The organism is Gilliamella sp. wkB18 (assembly GCF_001690875.1).
Lineage (GTDB): Bacteria > Pseudomonadota > Gammaproteobacteria > Enterobacterales > Orbaceae > Gilliamella > Gilliamella apicola_A.
This window is the reverse complement of the sequence record NZ_LZHM01000026.1, coordinates 22,750-43,559: the sequence shown is the minus strand read 5'-3', so window position 1 is coordinate 43,559 and position 20,810 is coordinate 22,750. Positions and strand designations below refer to the sequence as shown.

The 20,810-nt window shown below is 35.3% G+C and carries 19 protein-coding genes and 2 pseudogenes; 8 read left to right on the top strand and 13 right to left on the bottom strand.

Annotated features, from left to right (window positions below):
- Window positions 1-10 precede the first annotated feature (10 nt).
- The 10 genes and pseudogenes from rimM to aas form a co-directional block, all read right to left on the bottom strand.
- Window positions 11-538 (bottom strand): ribosome maturation factor RimM, encoded by a 528-nt coding sequence (gene rimM / locus A9G48_RS01535; protein WP_034946785.1) that lies wholly within the window; start codon window positions 536-538, stop codon window positions 11-13.
- 26 nt (window positions 539-564) lie between these two features.
- The gene (gene rpsP / locus A9G48_RS01530) at window positions 565-813 is read right to left on the bottom strand and encodes a 30S ribosomal protein S16 (RefSeq protein ID WP_034946782.1); all 249 of its coding nucleotides are present in this window, start codon (window positions 811-813) and stop codon (window positions 565-567) included.
- Window positions 814-1,037: 224 nt separating this feature from the next.
- A complete protein-coding gene (locus A9G48_RS01525) occupies window positions 1,038-1,412 on the bottom strand; it encodes a DUF956 family protein (protein WP_034946779.1) in 375 nt (124 codons plus the stop codon).
- Window positions 1,413-1,559: 147 nt separating this feature from the next.
- A complete protein-coding gene (locus tag A9G48_RS01520) occupies window positions 1,560-2,471 on the bottom strand; it encodes a PTS system mannose/fructose/sorbose family transporter subunit IID (protein WP_065575692.1) in 912 nt (303 codons plus the stop codon).
- 16 nt (window positions 2,472-2,487) lie between these two features.
- Window positions 2,488-3,282 (bottom strand): PTS mannose/fructose/sorbose transporter subunit IIC, encoded by a 795-nt coding sequence (locus A9G48_RS01515; protein WP_065575700.1) that lies wholly within the window; start codon window positions 3,280-3,282, stop codon window positions 2,488-2,490.
- 26 nt (window positions 3,283-3,308) lie between these two features.
- Window positions 3,309-3,851 (bottom strand): annotated as a pseudogene (locus A9G48_RS12085) (PTS system mannose/fructose/N-acetylgalactosamine-transporter subunit IIB); the annotation flags it as partial.
- Between the two features lie 56 nt (window positions 3,852-3,907).
- Window positions 3,908-4,283: pseudogene (locus A9G48_RS12080) on the bottom strand (PTS sugar transporter subunit IIA); the annotation flags it as partial.
- A gap of 159 nt (window positions 4,284-4,442) precedes the next feature.
- Complete coding sequence (murQ, locus tag A9G48_RS01505) at window positions 4,443-5,339, bottom strand: N-acetylmuramic acid 6-phosphate etherase (protein WP_065575690.1); 897 nt, start codon at window positions 5,337-5,339, stop codon at window positions 4,443-4,445.
- Complete coding sequence (lplT, locus tag A9G48_RS01500) at window positions 5,326-6,513, bottom strand: lysophospholipid transporter LplT (protein ID WP_065575689.1); 1,188 nt, start codon at window positions 6,511-6,513, stop codon at window positions 5,326-5,328. Before lplT ends, murQ begins: the two co-directional genes overlap by 14 nt.
- A 19-nt stretch (window positions 6,514-6,532) precedes the next feature.
- Window positions 6,533-8,674: a bifunctional acyl-ACP--phospholipid O-acyltransferase/long-chain-fatty-acid--ACP ligase gene (gene aas / locus A9G48_RS01495; protein WP_065575688.1), complete on the bottom strand. Its 2,142-nt coding sequence runs from the start codon at window positions 8,672-8,674 to the stop codon at window positions 6,533-6,535.
- Between the two features lie 188 nt (window positions 8,675-8,862).
- Here aas and A9G48_RS01490 point away from each other — a divergent pair, with 188 nt between their 5' ends.
- A complete protein-coding gene (locus tag A9G48_RS01490) occupies window positions 8,863-9,837 on the top strand; it encodes an ornithine cyclodeaminase (protein WP_034946762.1) in 975 nt (324 codons plus the stop codon).
- A gap of 70 nt (window positions 9,838-9,907) precedes the next feature.
- Here A9G48_RS01490 and gpsA read toward each other — a convergent pair whose 3' ends face one another.
- From gpsA to A9G48_RS01475, 3 genes are read right to left on the bottom strand one after another with little or no spacing between them, the layout of a single operon-like run.
- A complete protein-coding gene (gene gpsA / locus A9G48_RS01485) occupies window positions 9,908-10,921 on the bottom strand; it encodes an NAD(P)H-dependent glycerol-3-phosphate dehydrogenase (protein ID WP_034946759.1) in 1,014 nt (337 codons plus the stop codon).
- A 44-nt stretch (window positions 10,922-10,965) separates the two neighbouring features.
- Window positions 10,966-11,466: a protein-export chaperone SecB gene (gene secB, locus A9G48_RS01480; RefSeq protein WP_034946756.1), complete on the bottom strand. Its 501-nt coding sequence runs from the start codon at window positions 11,464-11,466 to the stop codon at window positions 10,966-10,968.
- Between the two features lie 25 nt (window positions 11,467-11,491).
- Window positions 11,492-11,932 carry a rhodanese-like domain-containing protein gene (locus tag A9G48_RS01475; protein ID WP_034946753.1) on the bottom strand — a complete coding sequence of 147 codons (441 nt, stop codon included), beginning with the start codon at window positions 11,930-11,932 and terminating at the stop codon, window positions 11,492-11,494.
- A 551-nt stretch (window positions 11,933-12,483) separates the two neighbouring features.
- Between A9G48_RS01475 and glnA the strand changes: the two genes are divergently transcribed.
- The 7 genes from glnA to A9G48_RS01440 all read left to right on the top strand — a co-directional run bounded on the left by glnA (window position 12,484) and on the right by A9G48_RS01440 (window position 20,332).
- Window positions 12,484-13,893: a glutamate--ammonia ligase gene (gene glnA, locus A9G48_RS01470; RefSeq protein WP_034946750.1), complete on the top strand. Its 1,410-nt coding sequence runs from the start codon at window positions 12,484-12,486 to the stop codon at window positions 13,891-13,893.
- Between the two features lie 72 nt (window positions 13,894-13,965).
- Window positions 13,966-15,015, top strand: a complete 1,050-nt coding sequence (gene glnL / locus A9G48_RS01465; RefSeq protein WP_065575687.1) for a nitrogen regulation protein NR(II) — start codon at window positions 13,966-13,968, stop codon at window positions 15,013-15,015.
- A gap of 11 nt (window positions 15,016-15,026) precedes the next feature.
- Window positions 15,027-16,481 carry a nitrogen regulation protein NR(I) gene (gene glnG, locus A9G48_RS01460; protein WP_065575686.1) on the top strand — a complete coding sequence of 485 codons (1,455 nt, stop codon included), beginning with the start codon at window positions 15,027-15,029 and terminating at the stop codon, window positions 16,479-16,481.
- Window positions 16,482-16,697: 216 nt separating this feature from the next.
- Window positions 16,698-17,651 (top strand): siderophore ABC transporter substrate-binding protein, encoded by a 954-nt coding sequence (locus A9G48_RS01455; protein ID WP_141672932.1) that lies wholly within the window; start codon window positions 16,698-16,700, stop codon window positions 17,649-17,651.
- Window positions 17,652-17,662: 11 nt separating this feature from the next.
- The gene (locus A9G48_RS01450) at window positions 17,663-18,619 is read left to right on the top strand and encodes an ABC transporter permease (protein WP_065575698.1); all 957 of its coding nucleotides are present in this window, start codon (window positions 17,663-17,665) and stop codon (window positions 18,617-18,619) included.
- On the top strand, window positions 18,609-19,580 hold the full coding sequence (locus A9G48_RS01445; protein ID WP_065575685.1) for an iron chelate uptake ABC transporter family permease subunit: 972 nt from the start codon (window positions 18,609-18,611) through the stop codon (window positions 19,578-19,580). The genes A9G48_RS01450 and A9G48_RS01445 overlap by 11 nt, the downstream gene beginning before the upstream one ends.
- The gene (locus A9G48_RS01440; RefSeq protein ID WP_065575684.1) at window positions 19,577-20,332 is read left to right on the top strand and encodes an iron ABC transporter ATP-binding protein; all 756 of its coding nucleotides are present in this window, start codon (window positions 19,577-19,579) and stop codon (window positions 20,330-20,332) included. The genes A9G48_RS01445 and A9G48_RS01440 overlap by 4 nt, the downstream gene beginning before the upstream one ends.
- The last annotated feature ends 478 nt before the right edge of the window (window positions 20,333-20,810 follow it).

Genomic DNA, 20,810 nt, shown 5'->3' with positions numbered 1-20,810 from the left:
ACCTTACCAATTAAAAAGCAGGATCCCAATCGACCACAATCATTTTTGTTGTTAAATCAACTTGTTTTATAAATTGATTATCAACAAAAGGGATTAAACGTTCTGTTGCGCCAAATGCATCTTTTAGATTTGCTTTAACCACTAATACATCGTTAGATCCGGTTTCCATCAAATCAGTTACCTGTCCTAAATCATAGTTATTAACTGTTTTAACTCGGCAACCAATGAGATCCTTCCAATAAAAATCACCATTGCTAAGTGCAGGTAATTTTTCTGCATCAACAAACACTTCAATATTGGTTAATGCAATGGCTTGATCACGATCATCAATGCCTTTAAGTTTCACAATCATATCATGATTATGCGGTTTAAAGCTCTCTACAATTACCTCTTGCCATTGTCCAGCACGCTGAATATACCAAGGTGTGTAATCAAAAATGCTATCTGGGAATTCTGTAAACGAAAAAATTCTGAGCCATCCGCGAATGCCGTAGCTTGAACCAAGTTTACCAACAACAATAAGATTCTCAGTATTCATCATTACAGTGATTATCAATTACTAAATTAAGCAGCTTTTTGCGCTTGTTTAATTAGTGCATTAACACGATCAGAAACAGTTGCACCTAAACCAACCCAATGATTTACGCGATCAAGATCTAAACGTAATTCCTCTGCTTTACCTTGTGCAATTGGATTAAAAAAACCAACGCGCTCAATAAAACGACCATCACGTGGGCTACGGCTATCGGTAACAACTACTTGATAAAAAGGGCGCTTTTTAGAGCCACCACGAGCTAAACGAATAGTTACCATAACATCCTCTTAAGTTAAAAAATAATCTTCTTTTTGTCCAACACGGACAAAATCAAAGCCATAGGATTATACTCTTTTTGGCAAAAAGCGCAATGGTTGTTTGTTGATGATGGAGGCTATATTGGTGGACTTAAACTAACTTAAAAAAGGATGGATAAAAATGATACCAACTATAATTCATTTAATTTAAGTGAAAATCGATAAATATAACAAAATAGTGATTTTCATTTTTTGTTCTTTTTGTGAAAAAAAGCTCTCTTTAAAACATCAAAAAAGCCAAGTGACCGGACCATTTTTTGCCCGTCAACATAAACTCGAATGGCTTTTAATACCTTCTTGGGCTCTTTAGATGCAAAGGTATATGTACCATTTTTTTTTGTTTGTATTGAATAACGAGGAATCCATCTACCACCTAATAATACAGAAGCAATCACATAGTCAACTTCATTCCATGGTATTTGGATATATTTGCGTGGATCTTGTTGATGATAAAACTCAAAGGCTTTGTTACCAATTATTATATTGCCGTATTCAGATAAGCCTGTAAATGCGGTTGCTTTCACTGTCAAATCAATTTTAGTATTTAATGATTGAACCATCTACCCTATATCCATGCAAAGTTCAAATGATTAATGACACCTTTTCATCACATTATGTGATGAAAAGGTTAATGTAATATTAAATAGAAAGTTGGAGCTATTTTTAAATATCATACTTTCCAAATATATGTAGGCATAGCTATATGTTTATAAAAGGCCGATTACATGACCAACAATACCTACTATAAATAATCCCAAAATAATTAGGATTGGTGATACTTTTTTACGAAGTAACCACATACAAAAGAAGGTTAATAGTAAAGGAACAAGTCCAGGTATTAACTGATCCAAGTTATTTTGTAAGGTGGTTACCTTTTGTTGAGTCAGTGATAATCCGCTTTGCATTTGAATTAATGCTTGTTGAATGCCTTCAGCACCTGCTGGTAATGTATTCCAATCAATAAAAGCACCATTGTCTAGCTTGACAGTAGATACGACTGGTTGGAATTTAATTGATACCCATCTTTGTACTAAGGCCGCCAGTACAAACATCCCTAAAATAGAAGCTCCTTTGGTGATTTTTTGTAGTAATCCGCCAGATAAATTATCGGTTATTTTAGAGCCTGTGCGGTAACCAAATTCTTGGGTATACCACATGAAGCCCCAACGAATAATATTCCATACTAAGAAGAATAAAATTGGTCCCATAATATTACCACTTAGCGCAAGTGAAGCGCCAAGAGCACCGAGCATTGGACGTACGGTAAACCAGAATACTGGATCACCTACACCCGCTAGTGGTCCCATCATCCCAACTTTTACCCCTTGAATTGCTACATCATCAACAGCAGCACCGTTAGCTCGTTCTTCTTCAAGTGCAAGAGTTACCCCAAGTACTGGAGAAGCTAAATAAGGGTGAGTATTAAAAAATTCTAGGTGACGCTTAAGAGCAGCGGAGCGAGCCTCTTTAGTGGTATATAATTTTTTGATAGCTGGGATCATTGAATAGACCCATCCACCATTTTGCATACGTTCATAGTTCCAAGACCCTTGGAGGAAAGTTGAGCGCCAAGCAACCGCTAAACGATCTTTTTTGTTTAATTGGATTCTATCAGTCATTTTCTTCTCCAAGTTCCTAGTAATCATTTAAAATATCATCAAGTGGATCACCTTTGCTACCACCATTGGATGAATTGCCACGTTCTGAAAGATTGAGGTAAATTAGTGCTAATGCTATACCTAAAGCACCAAGTGCAATCAGTGTTAATTGCGATATCGCTGCAACGACAAAACCGATAATGAAAAATGGCCATACTTCCCGGTTTGCCATCATATTGATTACCATCGCATAACCAACAGCAACGACCATTCCACCACCAATAGCCATTCCCGTTGTTAGCCATTCTGGCATTGCTTCTAGTGCACCTCTAACAATTTCAGCAGGAATAAAGAGTAACGCAGCAGCTGGGATTGCGATACGTAAACCTTGTAAACAGATACCTAAAATTTGTAACCATTCAATTTTTTGAATATTACCTTCTTCTGCTGCCGCATCCATCATGTGTACTAATGGAACTGCAATAGTTCGCACAATCATGGTTAAAAATAGCCCTGCAACTGCAAGTGGAATAGCAACAGCTATAGCGGTAGATACGCCAGCTATACCTTGGCCACCTAATACTAAAATAATTGATGAAGCAACCGATGCTAAAGCTGCATCAGGCGCTACTGCCGCCCCAATATTGGCCCAACCGAGTGCAATCATTTGCAACGAACCGCCCAATACAACCCCTGCTTCTAAATTACCTGTTACAAGTCCAATTAAAGAACAAGCCACTAAAGGTTGGTGGAACTGAAACTGATCTAAAATACCTTCCATACCAGCTAGAAAGGCAATAACTATCACTAAAATGATAGCAATAATTGACAATGTCATAATATAACCCCTTAAATAAACTAATTCTTTTGTTGCGCCAATTCTTCTTTCGCTTTTTTCAATAATTCGTCCATATTACTGCTAGAGTCATTAGGTACTTTGCGAACATCAAATTTCACATTTTTTGTTTTTAATTTTTCAAATGTATCAACATCATCAGAATTCATTGACAGCACTTTATTAACCATAACCTTTCCTACGGAATGGGCCATTGAACCAATATTAAGTTCATTGATATCGACACCGCCCTCTATGGTTCGTAGTACATCTTGTGGATTTTCAAATAGAAGTAGCGCTTTGGTATTACCAAAACGAGGATCGCGTGAAACTTCAATAATTTTTTTAACTGGAACTACATTTGCTTTTACACCAGGAGGCGCTGCTTCTTGGATGAGTTTTTTTCTTAATTCATCTTTTGCAACCGAATCAGAAACAACAATAATCCGGTTCGGATTGGTTGATTTTGTCCATGCTGTCGCCACTTGCCCATGTAATAGGCGTGAGTCAACACGAGCTAACACGATTTTCATCTTACCATCTCCGAGTACTGTTCCTTCGGGGATAGTATTTGCGTTTTTAGTAGAAGCAGAAGATTGTGTTGGTATTTCGACTGTTGCTCGAACTCCTTCTTTGCTTGGTTCAATAATTGCAGCAGCAATTTCTTTTGCACTTTCCATTGAAAAGCGCGAGGAATAGGCTTCAATTAACATAGGTAGATTTAAACCGGCTACAATAGCCCAGTTGCTATGCTCTCCACATAAATTGTTAGCCTGATTAAATGGTGTGCCTCCCCATAAATCAACTAAAAAAAGTATTTCATCTTGATTATCAAATGTAGCTATTGCTTCAAGCATTCGCTCTTTTAAACTTTCCGGATTATCACTTGGATACAAGGTAACAGCTTTAACGTTTTCTTGCTCTCCAAATATCATCGTTCCTGATTGTAGAATACCTTCAGCAAACTCACCATGAGTTGCTAGGATGATTCCTACCATACAACTACCTCCTAATTTTATATTAATTAAATAATATAAATAGTATAAAAATAAAAGCATTTATTTTATAACATAAAATAATTTGAAAAATTATGTATCTATCACATTTTGATAACAACATAAATTTTCTATTTTTTATTAAAACAAAGTTAGTTTATGTTACAGCGTTTGACGAATAAAACCATTTTCTTTTTTAAGTTTCAGTCTTGCTTGCTCTGCATTTAAACCTGAAAGAATCATTAAAATAGCGGTTTTACAATGTTTGTTACTCTCTGCTAATGCTGCAATGGCTTTTTCACGGCTGCAATCGGTAGCCTGCATAACTATAGATATTTGCCGTTCAACAAGCTTGGCGTTGGTAGCTTCTACGTCAACCATCAAATTACTATAGACTTTGCCGATTTTTATCATGCTAGCAGTGGTTAACATGTTGAGGACTAATTTTTGTGCTGTGCCAGCTTTCATCCTTGATGAACCGGTAATCACTTCTGCACCAACAATCGGTGTAATGGTGATATTGGCTAAAGTAATCATGGGTGCTGATGGGTTACAGCATAAGCTGATAACTGTTGCTCCAATTGATTTAGCATATTGCATAGCACCTATTACATAAGGTGTGCGCCCACTAGCAGCAATGCCCACTAAAACGTCATTTGAGCTAAAATTAATGTTTTTTAAGTCAGTAATTGCCAATTCTGGGTTATCTTCTGCGTTTTCAACCGCCTTAAAAACGGCTGTTTTGCCCCCAGCAATTAAACCAATAACTTGTTCTGGTGATGTACCATAAGTTGGTGGACATTCACTTGCATCTAAAATACCTAGTCGTCCTGATGTGCCAGCACCGATATAGATTAGTCTACCTTGATTTGAAAATGCTAAACTAATTGCATCAACAGCTTTTGCGATATTGGGTAACTCTTTTTCAATAGCCAATGCGACTTTTTTATCTTCATTATTGATGATTTGTAGCATTTCTAATGTTGAACAGTTATCTATTTTTTCGCTATTAGGATTACGCCTTTCTGTTAGCATTGCTGATAAATTAATGTGATTCATTATTTTTTAATCCTAACCATAACAAAAATATAACTAAAGCAAATAAACCCCCAAAACCAACACCGATAGCAGTAACCGATAAATTTAAAGCAACGGCTAACGTATAAAGCCCTAACATTATCATCATCGCTGAGTATTCACTTAGATTTTGTACCGAAATAACACTGCCGGCACCGACCAAATCTTTCCCCATTTTTTGAATAAAAGCATTTAATGGTACCAAAAAGAAGCCACCTAATGCTCCGATAACAATGAGTAAAATATAAGACGAAATTATGTTCCCTTGCAAAGTGAAGGCAATTACCGCTATGCCCATCATTATACCAGCAGGAACGCAGCGTAAGGTTTTGTTAATAGCAATAAATGTACTAGCTAGACCTGCGCCAATAACAATGCCGATAGCAACTATTGCATTAAGGTTTGTTGGTGTTGCGTTGTCATGAATATTTAAGATAGCTGGAACCCAGCTAATTAAAAGAAAACGTAAAGTAATACCTGCTCCCCAAAACAAACTAGTACCTAATAATGTAAATAAGATTTGCTTATTGGTGAAGGTAATTTTGATTGTGTTAGCAAAATCCTTGATCATGCCTATAAATTGCCATGAAATATCCTGTCGTGCAGCAGGTAATTTAGGAATAAAAAAGTTAGCAATAACTGCCAGCCCATACACTAACACGCACGCAAGTAAGGAAGCGCTCACATTAAGATCGGCAATATGACCACCAGCCAGCGAACCAAGTAAAATGGCTGCAATGGTTGATGCTTCTATTAACCCATTTGCTTTAACTAAATTATCACCTGTCGTAAGTTCACCTAAAATTCCATATTTAGCAGGAGAGTAGGCCGCAGCGCCTATACCGACTAGGAAATAGCCAGCAAAAGGGCTTATATTTAAACAAATACAGCCTGCACCTAATAATTTGATGCTATTTGAAATCATCATTGCCTTACCTTTTGATATGCTGTCAGCAAATTGACCAACAAAAGGCGAAAGGATAATAAATGGCAGTACAAAACTAATCTGTAATACCGATTGACTCCATGTTGGATAATGTAAATTTTTGATGAAAGCTAAGATCGCAAAAAAGATTGCATTATCAGCAAATGCTGAAAAAAACTGCGCCAGCATGGTTGCAACCATGCCTTTGCTTAATAGTGAATGTGGTTTCATATAACATCTCTTCGTTTATTTATTCGTCAGCCATTTTTCGTAAAGTAATAAAATCAATTTTACCTGTACCTAGTAGTGGTAACTCTTTTGCTATACGAATATCGCGAGGAACGGCTAATGCCGGAATGCCCAATTCTTGAGATGCCAGATTAAGTTGCTCTCGATTTAATTTTGTTGAGGTAGTAAATAAGACAATTGCTTCACCTTTAGCAGCATCGGCTTTAACTGTTGCACCGTGCATTGCATCAGAGTCAACTTTTTTTGCTAAGGATTCAACACTTTCTAATGAAACCATTTCACCGGCAATTTTGGCAAATCGCTTCAAGCGTCCTTTAATTGTTACAAAACCTTCACTATCAATAGCAACGATATCGCCGGTATCATACCAACCTTTTTCGGCTTGTCCACTTTCATCAATTGCAACTGGCTCTTCAAGTTTTCCGGGATTTTCCACCCTTAAATAACCCTTCATCACATTAGGCCCTTTGACTTGTAATTGGCCTCCATTGCTAATGCCTGGAATGTGAATTAATCTTGATGCCATGCCCGGCAGTAATCGTCCTACAGTACCAGTTTTAAATGCCATAGGAACATTAAGCGCTACAACAGGCGCACATTCGGTAACGCCATAGCCTTCTAAAATACGAATACCATATTTATCTTTCCATTGTTCTCGTACTGCATCTGATAATTTTTCAGCGCCTGCAACAACATAGCGTAAACGCATAAAATCATATGGGTGCGCATAACGGGCATAGTTTGCCAAGAAAGTTGGCGTACCAAATAAAACTGTACAGTTTTGGTCATAAATAATTTCAGGAACCATACGGTAATGTAATGGATTTGGATATAAAAATGTACGGCTACCTGAAAATAGCGGCAGGAATAATCCTGCTGTAATACCAAAAGCATGAAATAATGGCAGTGCTGACATAAATCGATCTGCTGGAGTTGGATCAATAACCGTTCGAATTTGCTCAACATTAGCAAGTAAGCTAGCATGGCTATGAGCAACACCTTTAGGGTTCCCCTCTGAACCAGAGGTAAACAATACTAGTGCTTCGTCATCGCTTGATTGTTGATATTTAATTAAGCGTGGAATATATTGATGCACTGCAACATAAAACTTATCTTTTAAAGTTAAGTTTTTCCGCAAATCTTCAAGAAAACACCACTTAACGTCTTTGATTTCTTCAAGTAGATAATCAAGTTTCCCTTTTCTAATAAATGTGCGTGAAGTAATAATCGTTTTTATTTCAGCCGCAGTAATGGCACAGTTTAAGCCTTTTGTTCCCGCAGTATAGTTAAGCATTGCTGGAATTCGATTTTTTACTGACAAACCAAAAATAGTTGCAACAGTAATGGTCGCATTGGGTAATAAAACACCTACTCGCTCTTTATTTTTAGTAATTTTGGCAATAATACAACCAACACCTATAATTTGTTTTAATAAATTGCGATAAGATGCTTCGTGAGTTGTCGGGTCTTGCACCATTCTTGATTTAACGCCATAGCGAACTTGCGCTTCTAATAATGCTTCAAACAACGTTAATTTTGGACGACTTGCCATGCGTGCATTCATCATAATTTGATGAAGTTTTTCACCTGCAATATAGCGCCTTTCACTAGCCTTAGGGGCGTCAGGCATCGCAATTGATGTTGGCTCAAGCACATGAATGGTTATTTTAGGGAATAAACGACGTTTAAATAATCCTTTTAAACGGCTAGTTAAGGTAAATTCTGCTCCCTCTATCCAAACAGGTACAATGGTGGCTTGAGAACGTGCGGCGACAAAAGCAGCGCCATCATAAATTTTCATTAAAGAACCAGTTACAGTAATTCTTCCTTCGGGAAAAATCACTATAGGGCGCCCTTTTTCGATTTCTCGAACTAATCGCTTAATGGCCATTGGACTGAGAGGATCCATTGGCACAAAATCAACATAACGCTTTGCTAAGCGGACTAACCAGTGATTAATATAACCCGAATAAATAGCAAAAACAGGTCTTACGGGTAAAAATACGCCGATTAGAATACCATCAAGGAAAGATACATGATTAGGGGTAATAAGAAGTCTATCTTGTTTTAAGTTTTCAAAATTACCATGAATTCTTACATGGAATAGGATCTTTAAGAAAAATTTTAATATTTTAAATAACATTTGATTTCTCAAGTATCGTGCAAAAGTACACGCAGTAATAATAGTGAAAATATAAAAGATATACAAGAACTGCGATTTTTGTTATATAAAACAGTTTTTTATGGTTTAATTAACAATAAATCTTGCTCTAAAAAATAGATATTAGATACTAAAGTTTAAAAAATATAGAAAATCAATAAGGAATAAAAATGCTTATTTTAACAGCCAATGATATTGAAAGATTTTATACAATGAAAGATGCAATAGCTGCAGATAAACAAGCCTTGAAAATCTATAGCCAAGGAAACAGTGATGTGCCGTTACGAATAAATTTTGATATGCAAAAGGGACAATGTTTGTTTATGCCCGCACATATTAAAGGTAGCGATATTGCGGGTATAAAAATTGTTTCGGTATTTCCTGACAATCCTAAATTGGGTAAACCATCAGTACCAGCTCAAGTTTTAATGTTAGACCCGCAAACAGGTGAAGTCTGTGCTATGTTAGATGGTACTTTTGTCACTCAGCTTCGTACAGGAGCCGTTCAAGGTGCAGCAACCGATTTGCTGGCGCGTAAAAATGCTAGTCGAGCAGTATTGATAGGTACTGGTGGGCAAGCAGTATCTCAATTAGAGGCAATGTTAACTGTTCGTTCACTTACTGACGTTGCTATTTTTGATATTGATACACAAAAAGCGAAACAATTTACAGAAGAGATGAGACATCGTTTTGCCCATTTTTCTACTAATCTTTATTTTTCAAAAAATTTGGATGATGATATTAGCCAGGCTGATATTATTACTTCGGTTACAACCTCAAAAGTTGTGACATTTAATGGCGAAAAAGTAAAACCTGGCACGCACGTTAATGGAGTGGGTGCTTATACGCCAGAAATGCATGAAATTCCAGAATGTATTGTTGAAAAGGCTAATATTCGTGTAGTTGATACTAAAGAAGGTGTATTTGCTGAAGCAGGCGATATTATTGATCCAATTAAACAACAATTGGTATCAGAAGATGATTTTTTAGAGTTAGGAGATTTAGTGATAGATCCAGCTCAATGCCGTCTAAATGATCAGCAAATTACGCTGTTTAAAACTGTTGGTACAGCAGTATTAGACGTGTATATTGGCTACGATATCTATCTTAAAGCAAAAGAAAAAGGAATTGGTACGTTTTTATAATACTTAGGTATCAAGTTAGTATAATTTTGTGTTAAAAAGTTTCCGGTAACTAAGTGTTTGAGTATAAAAATTAGCTTTTTAGTTCTTCTTTTTGTGATCGTCTAAGTAATGCCATCGCTGCTTGTTTGGGGTCTTTATGCTCATAAAGGATTTGATAAATTTGATCAGTGATTGGCATATCTACATGATATTTTTGGGCTAATAACCAGACCTCTTTTGTATTATTGCGACCTTCAACAACTTGGGCAATAGCATCTTGAGCTTCTTGAATGGATTTATTCTGACCCAGTAACATTCCAAAACGACGATTACGAGATTGATTATCGGTACAAGTTAAAACTAAATCACCTAATCCTGCCATCCCCATAAAAGTTGCTGGATCTGCGCCTAATGCAGCACCTAAACGCATCATTTCGGCAAGTCCACGTGTGATTAATGCTGTTCTGGCATTGGCGCCAAAACCAAGACCATCAGATAATCCAGCTCCAATAGCAATAACATTTTTGATTGCGCCACCAAGTTGCACTCCAATAAAATCTTTGCTGCTATAGACTCGGAAGCTTTTGCTACAATGAAACAAAGTTTGCAGTTGATTCAAAAAATGCTCATCAGTTGATGCTACAGTTACTGCCGTTGGTAATCCAGATGCCACTTCTTTAGCAAAAGTTGGACCAGAAATAACCGCTAATGGGATTTTATCACCTAAAATTTCCTTAGCTACATCTTGTAACATTCGCCCTGTATTAACCTCAAGCCCTTTTGTAGCCCATACAATTTTAGTATCTTGGCGCAAAAAAGGTTTAATTTGTATCAGAATATTTGCAAAGGCATGGCTTGGTACAACAATCAACAAAATAGGGGCAGCTAAAACAGCTGTTTGTAAATCGCTTTCAATTTGAAGCAGATCAGGAAAAGCAATATCCGGCAAAAATTGCTTATTTTGTCTGTCTTGCTGTAGAGCAGCCATTTTATCAGGGTTATGACCCCATAGCAGAGTTGGATGCCCATTACGAGCGAGTAAAATAGCTAAGGAGGTTCCATAAGAACCTGCTCCAATTACTGTCACTACAGCTTTTTTTTTCATAACAATTTATTAATTTATCGTTAATGTTAATTAATTTAGAAAAATCATTGTAGCGTTTCGTTTGTTTCAGATTCGGCTCCAACATTAGCTTCAGCTTGTTGTTGCTGTTGTTGAAGATAATTCATAAATAACACATCAAAGTTAACTGGCTCTAAATTTACTGGAGGGAATGTACCTTTACTAACTAAACCAGAAATAGTTTCACGTGCATAAGGGAACAAAATATTAGGACAATAAGCGCCGAGGCAATGTTGTAATTGAGCATCATTGAATCCAACAACAGAAAAAATACCTGCTTGAGTTACTTCACAAATATAAACTACTTCATCTTGTGATTTCATTGTAACTGTAACGCGTAATGCAACTTCAAATACATTTTCATTCAACACTTGAGAGGAAGAATTTAGCTCAACATTCATAGCAGGCTGGAACTGCTTAGTAAATATCTCAGGTACATTGTTGGTTTCAAAAGAAACATCTTTAGTGTAGATTCGTTGAATCGCAAATTGTGTTTCTGAACGTTGTGTATTGTTTTGTTCTGTCATGATAAAACCTTATTTTAAAATTATATTATTTTCTTACTAATGGTAAATTTTCGCTATTCCATCCTACAATGCCATCTTTCAATGTAAAGACATGCAAAAAGCCTTGCTTTACAAGGATTTCACCAATAGCCGTTGATGATAAACCATTTTCGTCAACTAAAACAACAAACTTTTCTTTAAATTTTTCAATTGGCTTAATATTCGCATTTTTAATATCAATTGGCAAAATGTTATAAGACTCAGTAATATGCCCTTTTTTAAAGTTATCTGCTGAGCGAACATCAACAACAACTGCATCTTGTTTATTTATTAAATTAATTGCTTGAGCATTATTAATGTTTTGAACCTTAGATAATTTACTTTTGATGGTCAATACAATAATTGCAATAACTAAAATAATCCAACCGAGTGAAAGTAAAATATGATTTTTTATAAAAGGTAGTAATTCGAGTGTAAGAAATTCCATACTTATATGATTACCTAATTTTTTCGATATAAACGCAGATTATAACGATATTACAAACTGAAATATAGTAGAAATATAAGAAAACTTGCCATAGTATGCTTAAAATCTTTGTAACAAGTAAAGTGTTAAAAAGTTTTTGAGTTATTAGCTTAATAGTTTGATTAAATTGTTTAACACTACCAGATTTATGCGCTTATTAAAGTTCGATATTCAATGAAGTTAAAATCGAGTTGAGAAATATTTAATATAAAATTATGAGTCATCTTTTGAAGATAATTTAACTAAATTTATTTAGTAAATATATTAAGCATTAATTAACATAACAATATAACTTGTGTACATATTATATGTCTTATTTTAGTGCATCTATTTGGTGCTTAATGCATTGTTTTGGTGCGTTGTGATGTTTGTGTTATTATTTACATAATAAAAATGATTAAAAAAACACAAAAAAATGGCATCATATTTGCATACACTCTATTTACATAAATAAATTACTTGGCGAGTATGCCATATACTGAACAATTATTTGTCCTCAATGGAGAAGCTACATGTCTATACAAAAAGTTTTAACACTAATTAAAGAAAATGATGTTAAATTTGTTGATTTACGTTTTACAGATACTAAAGGTAAAGAGCAACACGTAACTATCCCTGTTAATCAAATTGATGATGATTTTTTTGAAGATGGCAAAATGTTTGATGGTTCATCAATTGCTGGTTGGAAGGGTATTAATGAATCAGATATGGTATTAATGCCGGATCCTTCAACGGCGGTAATCGACCCATTTTTTGAAAATGCAACATTAAATCTACGTTGTGATGTTTTAGAGCCAGCAACGCTGCAAGGATACGATCGTGACCCGCGTTCAATTGCTAAACGTGCCGAAGAATTTTTAAAATCATCAGGTATTGCTGATACAGTTATTTTTGGCCCTGAACCAGAATTTTTCTTATTTGATGATGTTCGTTTCGGTTCACCAATGTCAGGTAGCTTTGTACATATCGATGATATTGAAGCTGCTTGGAACTCTGGCACAAAATATGAAGAAGGTAATAAAGGCCATCGTCCTAGCGTTAAAGGTGGTTATTTCCCACTTCCTCCGGTTGATTCATCACAAGATATTCGTTCTGAAATGTGTTTAATCATGGAACAACTTGGCTTAGTGGTTGAAGCTCACCACCATGAAGTTGCAACAGCTGGCCAAAATGAGATTGCCTGCCGTTTCAATACATTAACTAAAAAAGCTGATGAAGTTCAAATTTACAAATATGTTGTACAAAATGTGGCACATGCTTACGGTAAAACTGCGACATTTATGCCAAAGCCTATGTTTGGCGATAACGGTTCTGGTATGCACTGTCACCAATCACTTGCTAAAGATGGCGTAAATCTTTTTGCTGGTGACAAATATGCTGGCCTTTCTGAAATGGCATTATTCTATATTGGTGGTATTATTAAACACGCTAAAGCAATTAATGCATTTACTAATCCTGCAACTAACTCTTATAAACGCCTAGTTCCAGGATATGAAGCACCAGTTATGCTTGCATATTCTGCTCGTAACCGTTCTGCATCAATTCGTATCCCAGTTGTTACTAGTCCTAAAGCGCGACGTATTGAAGTTCGCTTCCCAGATCCAGCAGCTAACCCATACTTAGCATTTGCTGCTCAGTTAATGGCTGGTTTAGACGGCATTATCAATAAGATTCATCCAGGTGATGCCATGGATAAAAACTTATATGACTTACCACCAGAAGAGTCTAAATTAATTCCTCAGGTTGCGGGGTCACTTGAAGAAGCACTTAATGCATTAGATGCAGATCGTGAATTCTTAACACGTGGTAACGTATTTACTAACGATACTATTGATGCATACATTGATTTAAAACGTCAAGACGTTGATCGTGTACGTATGACACCACACCCAGTTGAGTTTGAAATGTACTATAGTCTATAAACTATATAGTAATTTAACCTATCAAACCACCGTTAATTTGCGGTGGTTTCTAATCAGGACGGAAAACCAACGATGACATTTAATAATGAATCTGATGCTAATCTTGTTCTCGATTCTATGATTACAAGTATTTTATTACTTGATACTAAACTTAATATTTTGTATGCCAATATTGCTGCGCAGCAATTATTAGCACAAAGTTCAAAAAAATTATTAGAAAGTTATCTTCCTGATTTGCTGGGATACTTTTCTTTGGATATAGATTTAATGCTCAGTACATTAGAGCAAAATCAGGGTTTTACAGATAATGAAGTCAATTTAGTTATCAATAATGAATTGCATATTTTAACATTGACCGCTCAACTATTAGTTAATGGACAGATTTTAATTGAAATGACTCCATTAAATAGCCATAAACGTCTTAGCCAAGAACAATTGCAACAAGCTCAACAGAGTGCTGCTCGTGAATTAGTTCGAGGGCTTGCTCATGAAATAAAAAATCCACTAGGAGGGCTTCGAGGTGCTGCTCAGCTATTATCACGCGAATTACCTAAAAATGAATTACAAGATTATACAAAAATCATTATTGAACAGGCAGACAGATTACGAAATCTTGTCGATAGATTATTAGGACCACAACAACGCTTGCAACAAAAAGAGCAAAGTATCCATCAAGCAATAGAGCGCACTTATGCTTTGCTGTGTTTAGAAAAGACAACCAATATTAAAATTCTGCGTGATTATGATCCAAGCTTACCTGATTTTATTCATGACTCTGAACGAATAGAGCAGGTAATTTTAAATATTGTTCGTAATGCTTTGCAAGCTATCGGGTCAAATATAGGTACAATTACGATCAGAACACGGACAGCTTTTCAAGTTACTTTACATGGACAACGTTATCGGTTATGTGCACGCATAGATATTGAAGATAATGGACCTGGTGTGCCTATTCATATACAAGACACACTTTTTTATCCAATGGTGAGTGGTTATGAAGGAGGAACAGGTATCGGGCTTTCCATTGCACATAATATTGTTGACCAACATCATGGAAAAATCGAATTTAACAGTTGGCCTGGACATACAGAATTCTCGGTATATTTACCAATTAAACAATGAGGTAAGTTAAAATGAATGTTTGGATTGTTGATGATGATAGCTCAATTAGATGGGTGTTAGAAAAAGCTCTAAAAAATGCCCATTTTACTTGTGTTAGCTTTGCGACGGGACAAGAAGTCATTGATGCATTAACCACACATGTGCAAAAACCTGCTGTATTAATTTCGGATATAAAAATGCCAGGATTAGATGGATTAACTTTACTTCATTATGTCAAAGAACATGAACCCAATTTACCGGTGATCATAATGACTGCACATTCTGATCTTGATGCAGCAGTGAATTCCTATCAGAAAGGAGCTTATGATTACATCCCCAAACCTTTTGATGTTGATGAGGTTATTCAGCTTGTTGAACGAGCCATATTACAAAATCAACGTGACAAGTCACATCATCGTGTTACAACCAAAGCCTCTACAAGCATTATTGGCGAAGCACCTTCAATGCAGGAAGTTTTTCGTATTATTGGTAGGCTTTCTAAATCATCAATTAGTGTATTGATTAATGGTGAATCAGGGACGGGGAAAGAATTAGTTGCAAAAGCACTACATACCCATAGTCCACGCTCACAATCCCCTTTTATTGCGCTAAATATGGCAGCCATACCTAAAGATCTTATTGAGTCAGAACTTTTTGGACATGAAAAAGGAGCGTTTACTGGAGCGGCTCAAATTAGGCATGGAAGATTTGAACAGGCGAATGGTGGTACATTATTCCTCGATGAAATTGGTGATATGCCACTTGATGTTCAAACCAGATTATTAAGGGTGCTTGCTGATGGGCAATTTTATCGTATTGGCGGTTATTCACCTGTCAAAGTAGATGTTCGTATTATCGCAGCTACTCATCAAGATTTACAAGCTAGGGTTCGTGAGGGGAAATTTAGAGAAGATCTTTTTCATCGTTTAAATGTAATTCGTATCTTATTGCCACCGCTATGCGATCGAACTGAAGATATACCAAAACTATCAGAACATTTTTTACATACAGCAGCAAAAGAATTGGGGGTAGAAAGTAAAGTGTTTAGTTCGGAAGCTTTAAATGTTTTATGTCGCTTTAATTGGCCAGGTAATGTTCGTCAACTTGAAAATATTTGTCGCTGGGTTACCGTAATGTCTTCAAATAAAGAAGTTATAGTTCAGGACTTACCGCCAGAATTATTGCAATTATCGACAGCTAAAACAGTGGTTACAAATGAAAATAACACATTGCCTACAAGCCACTTTTCTCAACAAGAAGTTGATTGGAAAGTATTGCTGGAACAATGGGCAAAGCAAGCATTAGTAGATGGTAAAACAGGAATTTTGACTGAAGCAATAAATGATGTTGAACGAATCTTATTAAGAAGTGCGCTTGATTTTACTCGAGGCCATAAACAAGATGCTTCTCATCTGCTAGGCTGGGGGCGAAATACCTTAACTAGAAAACTTAAAGATTTATCACTTGATCACACTAAACAACTCTAATTATCAATATTAATTATGCTATCGAATAAAAAAATCGATAGCTTTTTAATCCATTCATTTCAGTACGATTTAATGTGCCTTTTATTACATATTAGTTTTTTAAACATTTAAAGTACATTGAATAGAACAAAATTTTTAGTTACAATCATGATGTAAATGATAATTATTATAATTATCGTTTTTGTTTTTTTACTTGGCTGATAATTAGGAGTTACAATGTATTCATATATCAAAGTGAAATTTTTAGTTTTACTTGCTGTTTTGCTTGTTTTGGTTGGATGTGACAATAAAAAAGAACAGCAAACTTCTGCAAATACACTTATCATTGAACATGCTCAAGGTAAAACTAATCTGCCTGAAAATCCTAAAAAAATTGTTGTTTTTAATACTGCAACACTTGATATCATGGACGCATTAAATATTCCTGTGACAGCAGTGCCTCAATCAGATGTACATTATCCAACTTTCTTATCTAAATATGGACGCAAAGACTACACTAATGTGGGCACTTTATTTGAACCAAATTATGAAGTTTTAAGTTCAATTCAACCAGATGTTATTGTTGCTGGAGGTCGCGCTACTGATGCTTATAAAAAATTGAATGATATTGCTCCGACGATTTCTTTAGATATTGACCCAAATAATTTTTTAAGTAGTTTAACTCAAAGAACAGAACAATTAGGCTCAATCTTCAATAAACAAAATGAAGCTAAGAAACTTATTGCCGATTTTAATCAAAAAATCGAACAATTGAAAACCAAGACAACTACGGCTGGCACAGCGCTTGTGATTATGATTAATGGCGGTAAAATGTCGGCTTATGGCTCAAAATCTCGTTTTGGTTTTGTGTTTGATGTGCTCGGTTTTCAGCCAGCAACTACTTTCCAAGAAGCTGGTCGTCATGGTAATGCTGTTACCTCTGAATTTATTTTGAGTGTTAATCCGCAGTGGATATTTGTGTTAGATAGAGATAATGCAATTGGTAATAAAGAAGCTCAGTCTGCACAACAAGTACTTGACAACGAATTGATCCGAAAAACTGCTGCATGGCAACAAAACCATATTGTTTATTTAGATTCTTCTTCCATGTATATTGCTGGCGGTATTCAAACCTATAGCCGTTTGATGGATCAAATAGGTGTCGCTTTGCAAAGTGAACCAGCGCATTAATGTAAAGCATGATTAAATCATTTTATTTTATTGCAGGTGTGTTCATTTTATTGATCATGACTGCAATAAGTTTATTTATTGGTGCAGGGCATGTGACACTATTTGATTTATGGTCAGATAGCAATATGCGTGAGATTTTTTTTGTAAGCCGTATTCCTCGAACTGTTGCCTTATTGTTAGCAGGTAGCGCCATGAGTGTTGCAGGTTTGATTATGCAATTATTAACACAAAATCGATTTGTTGAACCTTCTTTAGTTGGCACTACTCAATCGGCTAGTCTTGGCTTATTAGTTATGATGGTTTTAGCTCCTGGCGCTAGTGTTATGACTAAAATGGTTGTTGCTAGCCTATTTGCTATGATTGGCACAATGATATTTATGGCGATTTCTCGAAAGATTATTTTAAAGTCTGCAATAATGGTACCTCTTATTGGCATTATGTTAGGTGCAGTTATTAGCGCTATTACTACATTTTTTGCCATGTATTTTGATTTATTACAATCACTTGGTGGTTGGGAATCGGGTGATTTTTCAGCTATTTTAAAAGGCCGTTACGAATTATTATGGTTGGTGGGTGGTTTGACATTACTTGCTTGTTGGTGTGCGGATCAGTTTACTGTAGTTGGCTTGGGGCGTGATTTTTCTATTAATGTAGGGCTTAACTATCGTCGTGTTATGTTTACAGGGCTTATTGTTATTGCATTAATTGGCGGTATTGTCGTTGTAGTTGTTGGAGTTTTACCATTTTTAGGATTGATTGTACCAAATATTGTTAGTTTATTATTTGGAGACAATGTTCGTAAAACCATGCCATGGATCTGTTTGTTTGGTAGTGGATTAGTTTTAATTTGCGATATTATTGGGCGTGTAATTCGCTATCCTTTTGAGATCCCCGTGAGTGTTATTCTTGGCGTAGTTGGCGCTATTATTTTTTTAATATTGTTGAGTCGAAAACGTCATGTTAGTTAATCAAAAACGCCATATTTTGTGTCAAAAAAGAGTTCTTTTATTGTTAATTATTGCTCTAGTTTGCATAATATGTTTTATGACTTTCAACCTTAAAGGCAATATTAGCTATATTTTGAAGCATCGAACGTGGGTAATGCTAACTATGATTTTAGTCGCTTTTTCGGCTGCGACATCAACACTGCTTTTTCAAACAGTTACCAACAATCGAATATTAACACCTTCTATTATGGGATTTGAATCACTATTTGTACTTATTCAAACAGTTGTAATCTTTTGTATTGATTCACAAGGTATTCCTTATATTGGTATTATTGGTAAATTTGTATTCGAATCACTTTTATTAATTCTATTCTCTTTATTTTTATATCGAGGTTTGTTTACTAGACTCAAGAAAAATTTACATTTGGTATTATTAATAGGAATTATTTTAGGCACATTATTCCGTAGTTTTTCTAATCTATTGCAACGCTTGATGACCCCGTCTGAATTCGCTGTGCTTCAAAGTCGTATTTTTGCTACATTTACACGTGCAGAGCCTATATTGATTATCTTTTCGTTAGTAATAGTAGCTATTGTTGGTCTATTTTTATGGCAAATGCGATTTAAATTTGATGTACTTGCGTTGGGTCGGGATAATGCAATCAATTTGGGTATCGATTATCAAAAAAGTGTCACTATTATATTATTGCTAGTTTCAGTTTTAGTGTCAGTGTCAACGGCATTAGTCGGTCCATTTACTTTTTTGGGGCTTTTAATTACTAATTTAGCTTATAGTATTTGTGGATCAAGCCAACATCGTTTTTTATTGCCTACTGCTTTTTTGTTAGGTGTTATTTTTCTGGTCGGTGGACAAATGTTCTTAGAGCGAGTATTAAATATGGTTGGTGCATTATCCATTGTCATTGAATTCATTGGTGGTTCTTTGTTTATCTTCTTATTATTAAAAAAGGTTCCAAAGTGATAAAAATTGATAATGTTAGTAAAAGCTATCAAACAGTATCTGTATTAAAAAATGTCAACGCGACGATTTCACAAGGTGGAATTACTGCTATTATTGGTCCAAATGGAGCGGGGAAATCGACGCTATTATCAATTATAAGTCGTCTTCTATTAGCTGATGAAGGACAAGTTAAAATTCAAAATATGGATGTTGTTAATACGCCAAGTGATAAACTTGCCACTTATTTATCAGTATTGAGACAAGAAAACCGTTTTACCAGTAGATTGTCTGTTTTTGAACTAGTTGGATTTGGGCGTTATCCTTATACCAAAGGGCGTTTAAATGCTGATGATTATAACCATATTTATCGAGCGCTCGATTTTTTAGATCTTACTGAATATAAAGACCGCTTTTTAGATGAATTATCTGGTGGTCAACGGCAACGAGCTTATGTTGCTATGGTGTTATGTCAAGATACTAAATATGTATTACTTGATGAACCACTCAATAATCTTGATATGAAACATGCTGTTGCCATGATGAAACAATTGCGCCGCGCAGCCGATGAGCTGGGTAAAACCATTGTGATTGTTATTCATGATATCAACTTTGCATCCGTATATTCAGATTATATCTTAGCGATGAAAAATGGTGAGTTAGTTTATCAAGGAACCCCAGAACAGATTATGAACTCAGTTATTTTAGAAGATGTCTTTGAAACCACTGTTAAAATAGAAAAAGTTCATTCTCAAAATATCGCAATTTATTACTAATTGCGCCATAAATAAACACAAATGATGACAAAGTATTACCTATATTAAATAATAGCAAAACTTAGAATAGGTAAAGCATGTTTTATTGGTATTATTTGGGGTTTAGAAAATAATGGATATTCCAATATTATTAAATTTGCCAGTAAGCCAAATGTGCCTTGATGATTTTAATAATATTAAATTAAAAATTTATAGAGATGTTAATTTTCAATATACAAATAATTATCGCATGCAATATGTCGGAATGGTTTTCAATTAATATTTAAAAACATAAATGACCAAACGGAATTTAGCAACTTCCTTTGTGCTTCTTATAATTTGCTCTCGTAACTTTCTTAATGTTCTTGAAATATTAAATGGTTATTTTATAAAATGCTTTAGCTATAACGTTGAGCATGAAAGTTTACATTAATCCATATGAATCATATTTATATTTGACGTTAATTCTCTACAAAATTATAAAACTACATAATGGAAA

Bases quoted from the DNA above. Each gene is read 5' to 3' on its own strand.
- A9G48_RS01490 (WP_034946762.1), top strand. From the start codon at position 8,863: ATGCTTATTTTAACAGCCAATGATATTGAAAGATTTTATACAATGAAA.
- gpsA (WP_034946759.1), bottom strand. From the start codon at position 10,921: ATGAAAAAAAAAGCTGTAGTGACAGTAATTGGAGCAGGTTCTTATGGA.
- lplT (WP_065575689.1), bottom strand. From the start codon at position 6,513: ATGAAACCACATTCACTATTAAGCAAAGGCATGGTTGCAACCATGCTG.
- A9G48_RS01445 (WP_065575685.1), top strand. From the start codon at position 18,609: ATGTTAGTTAATCAAAAACGCCATATTTTGTGTCAAAAAAGAGTTCTT.
- A9G48_RS01455 (WP_141672932.1), top strand. From the start codon at position 16,698: ATGTATTCATATATCAAAGTGAAATTTTTAGTTTTACTTGCTGTTTTG.
- A9G48_RS01520 (WP_065575692.1), bottom strand. From the start codon at position 2,471: ATGACTGATAGAATCCAATTAAACAAAAAAGATCGTTTAGCGGTTGCT.
- glnL (WP_065575687.1), top strand. From the start codon at position 13,966: ATGACATTTAATAATGAATCTGATGCTAATCTTGTTCTCGATTCTATG.
- rpsP (WP_034946782.1), bottom strand. From the start codon at position 813: ATGGTAACTATTCGTTTAGCTCGTGGTGGCTCTAAAAAGCGCCCTTTT.
- rimM (WP_034946785.1), bottom strand. From the start codon at position 538: ATGAATACTGAGAATCTTATTGTTGTTGGTAAACTTGGTTCAAGCTAC.
- glnG (WP_065575686.1), top strand. From the start codon at position 15,027: ATGAATGTTTGGATTGTTGATGATGATAGCTCAATTAGATGGGTGTTA.
- glnA (WP_034946750.1), top strand. From the start codon at position 12,484: ATGTCTATACAAAAAGTTTTAACACTAATTAAAGAAAATGATGTTAAA.
- aas (WP_065575688.1), bottom strand. From the start codon at position 8,674: ATGTTATTTAAAATATTAAAATTTTTCTTAAAGATCCTATTCCATGTA.
- A9G48_RS01475 (WP_034946753.1), bottom strand. From the start codon at position 11,932: ATGGAATTTCTTACACTCGAATTACTACCTTTTATAAAAAATCATATT.
- murQ (WP_065575690.1), bottom strand. From the start codon at position 5,339: ATGAATCACATTAATTTATCAGCAATGCTAACAGAAAGGCGTAATCCT.
- A9G48_RS01525 (WP_034946779.1), bottom strand. From the start codon at position 1,412: ATGGTTCAATCATTAAATACTAAAATTGATTTGACAGTGAAAGCAACC.
- secB (WP_034946756.1), bottom strand. From the start codon at position 11,466: ATGACAGAACAAAACAATACACAACGTTCAGAAACACAATTTGCGATT.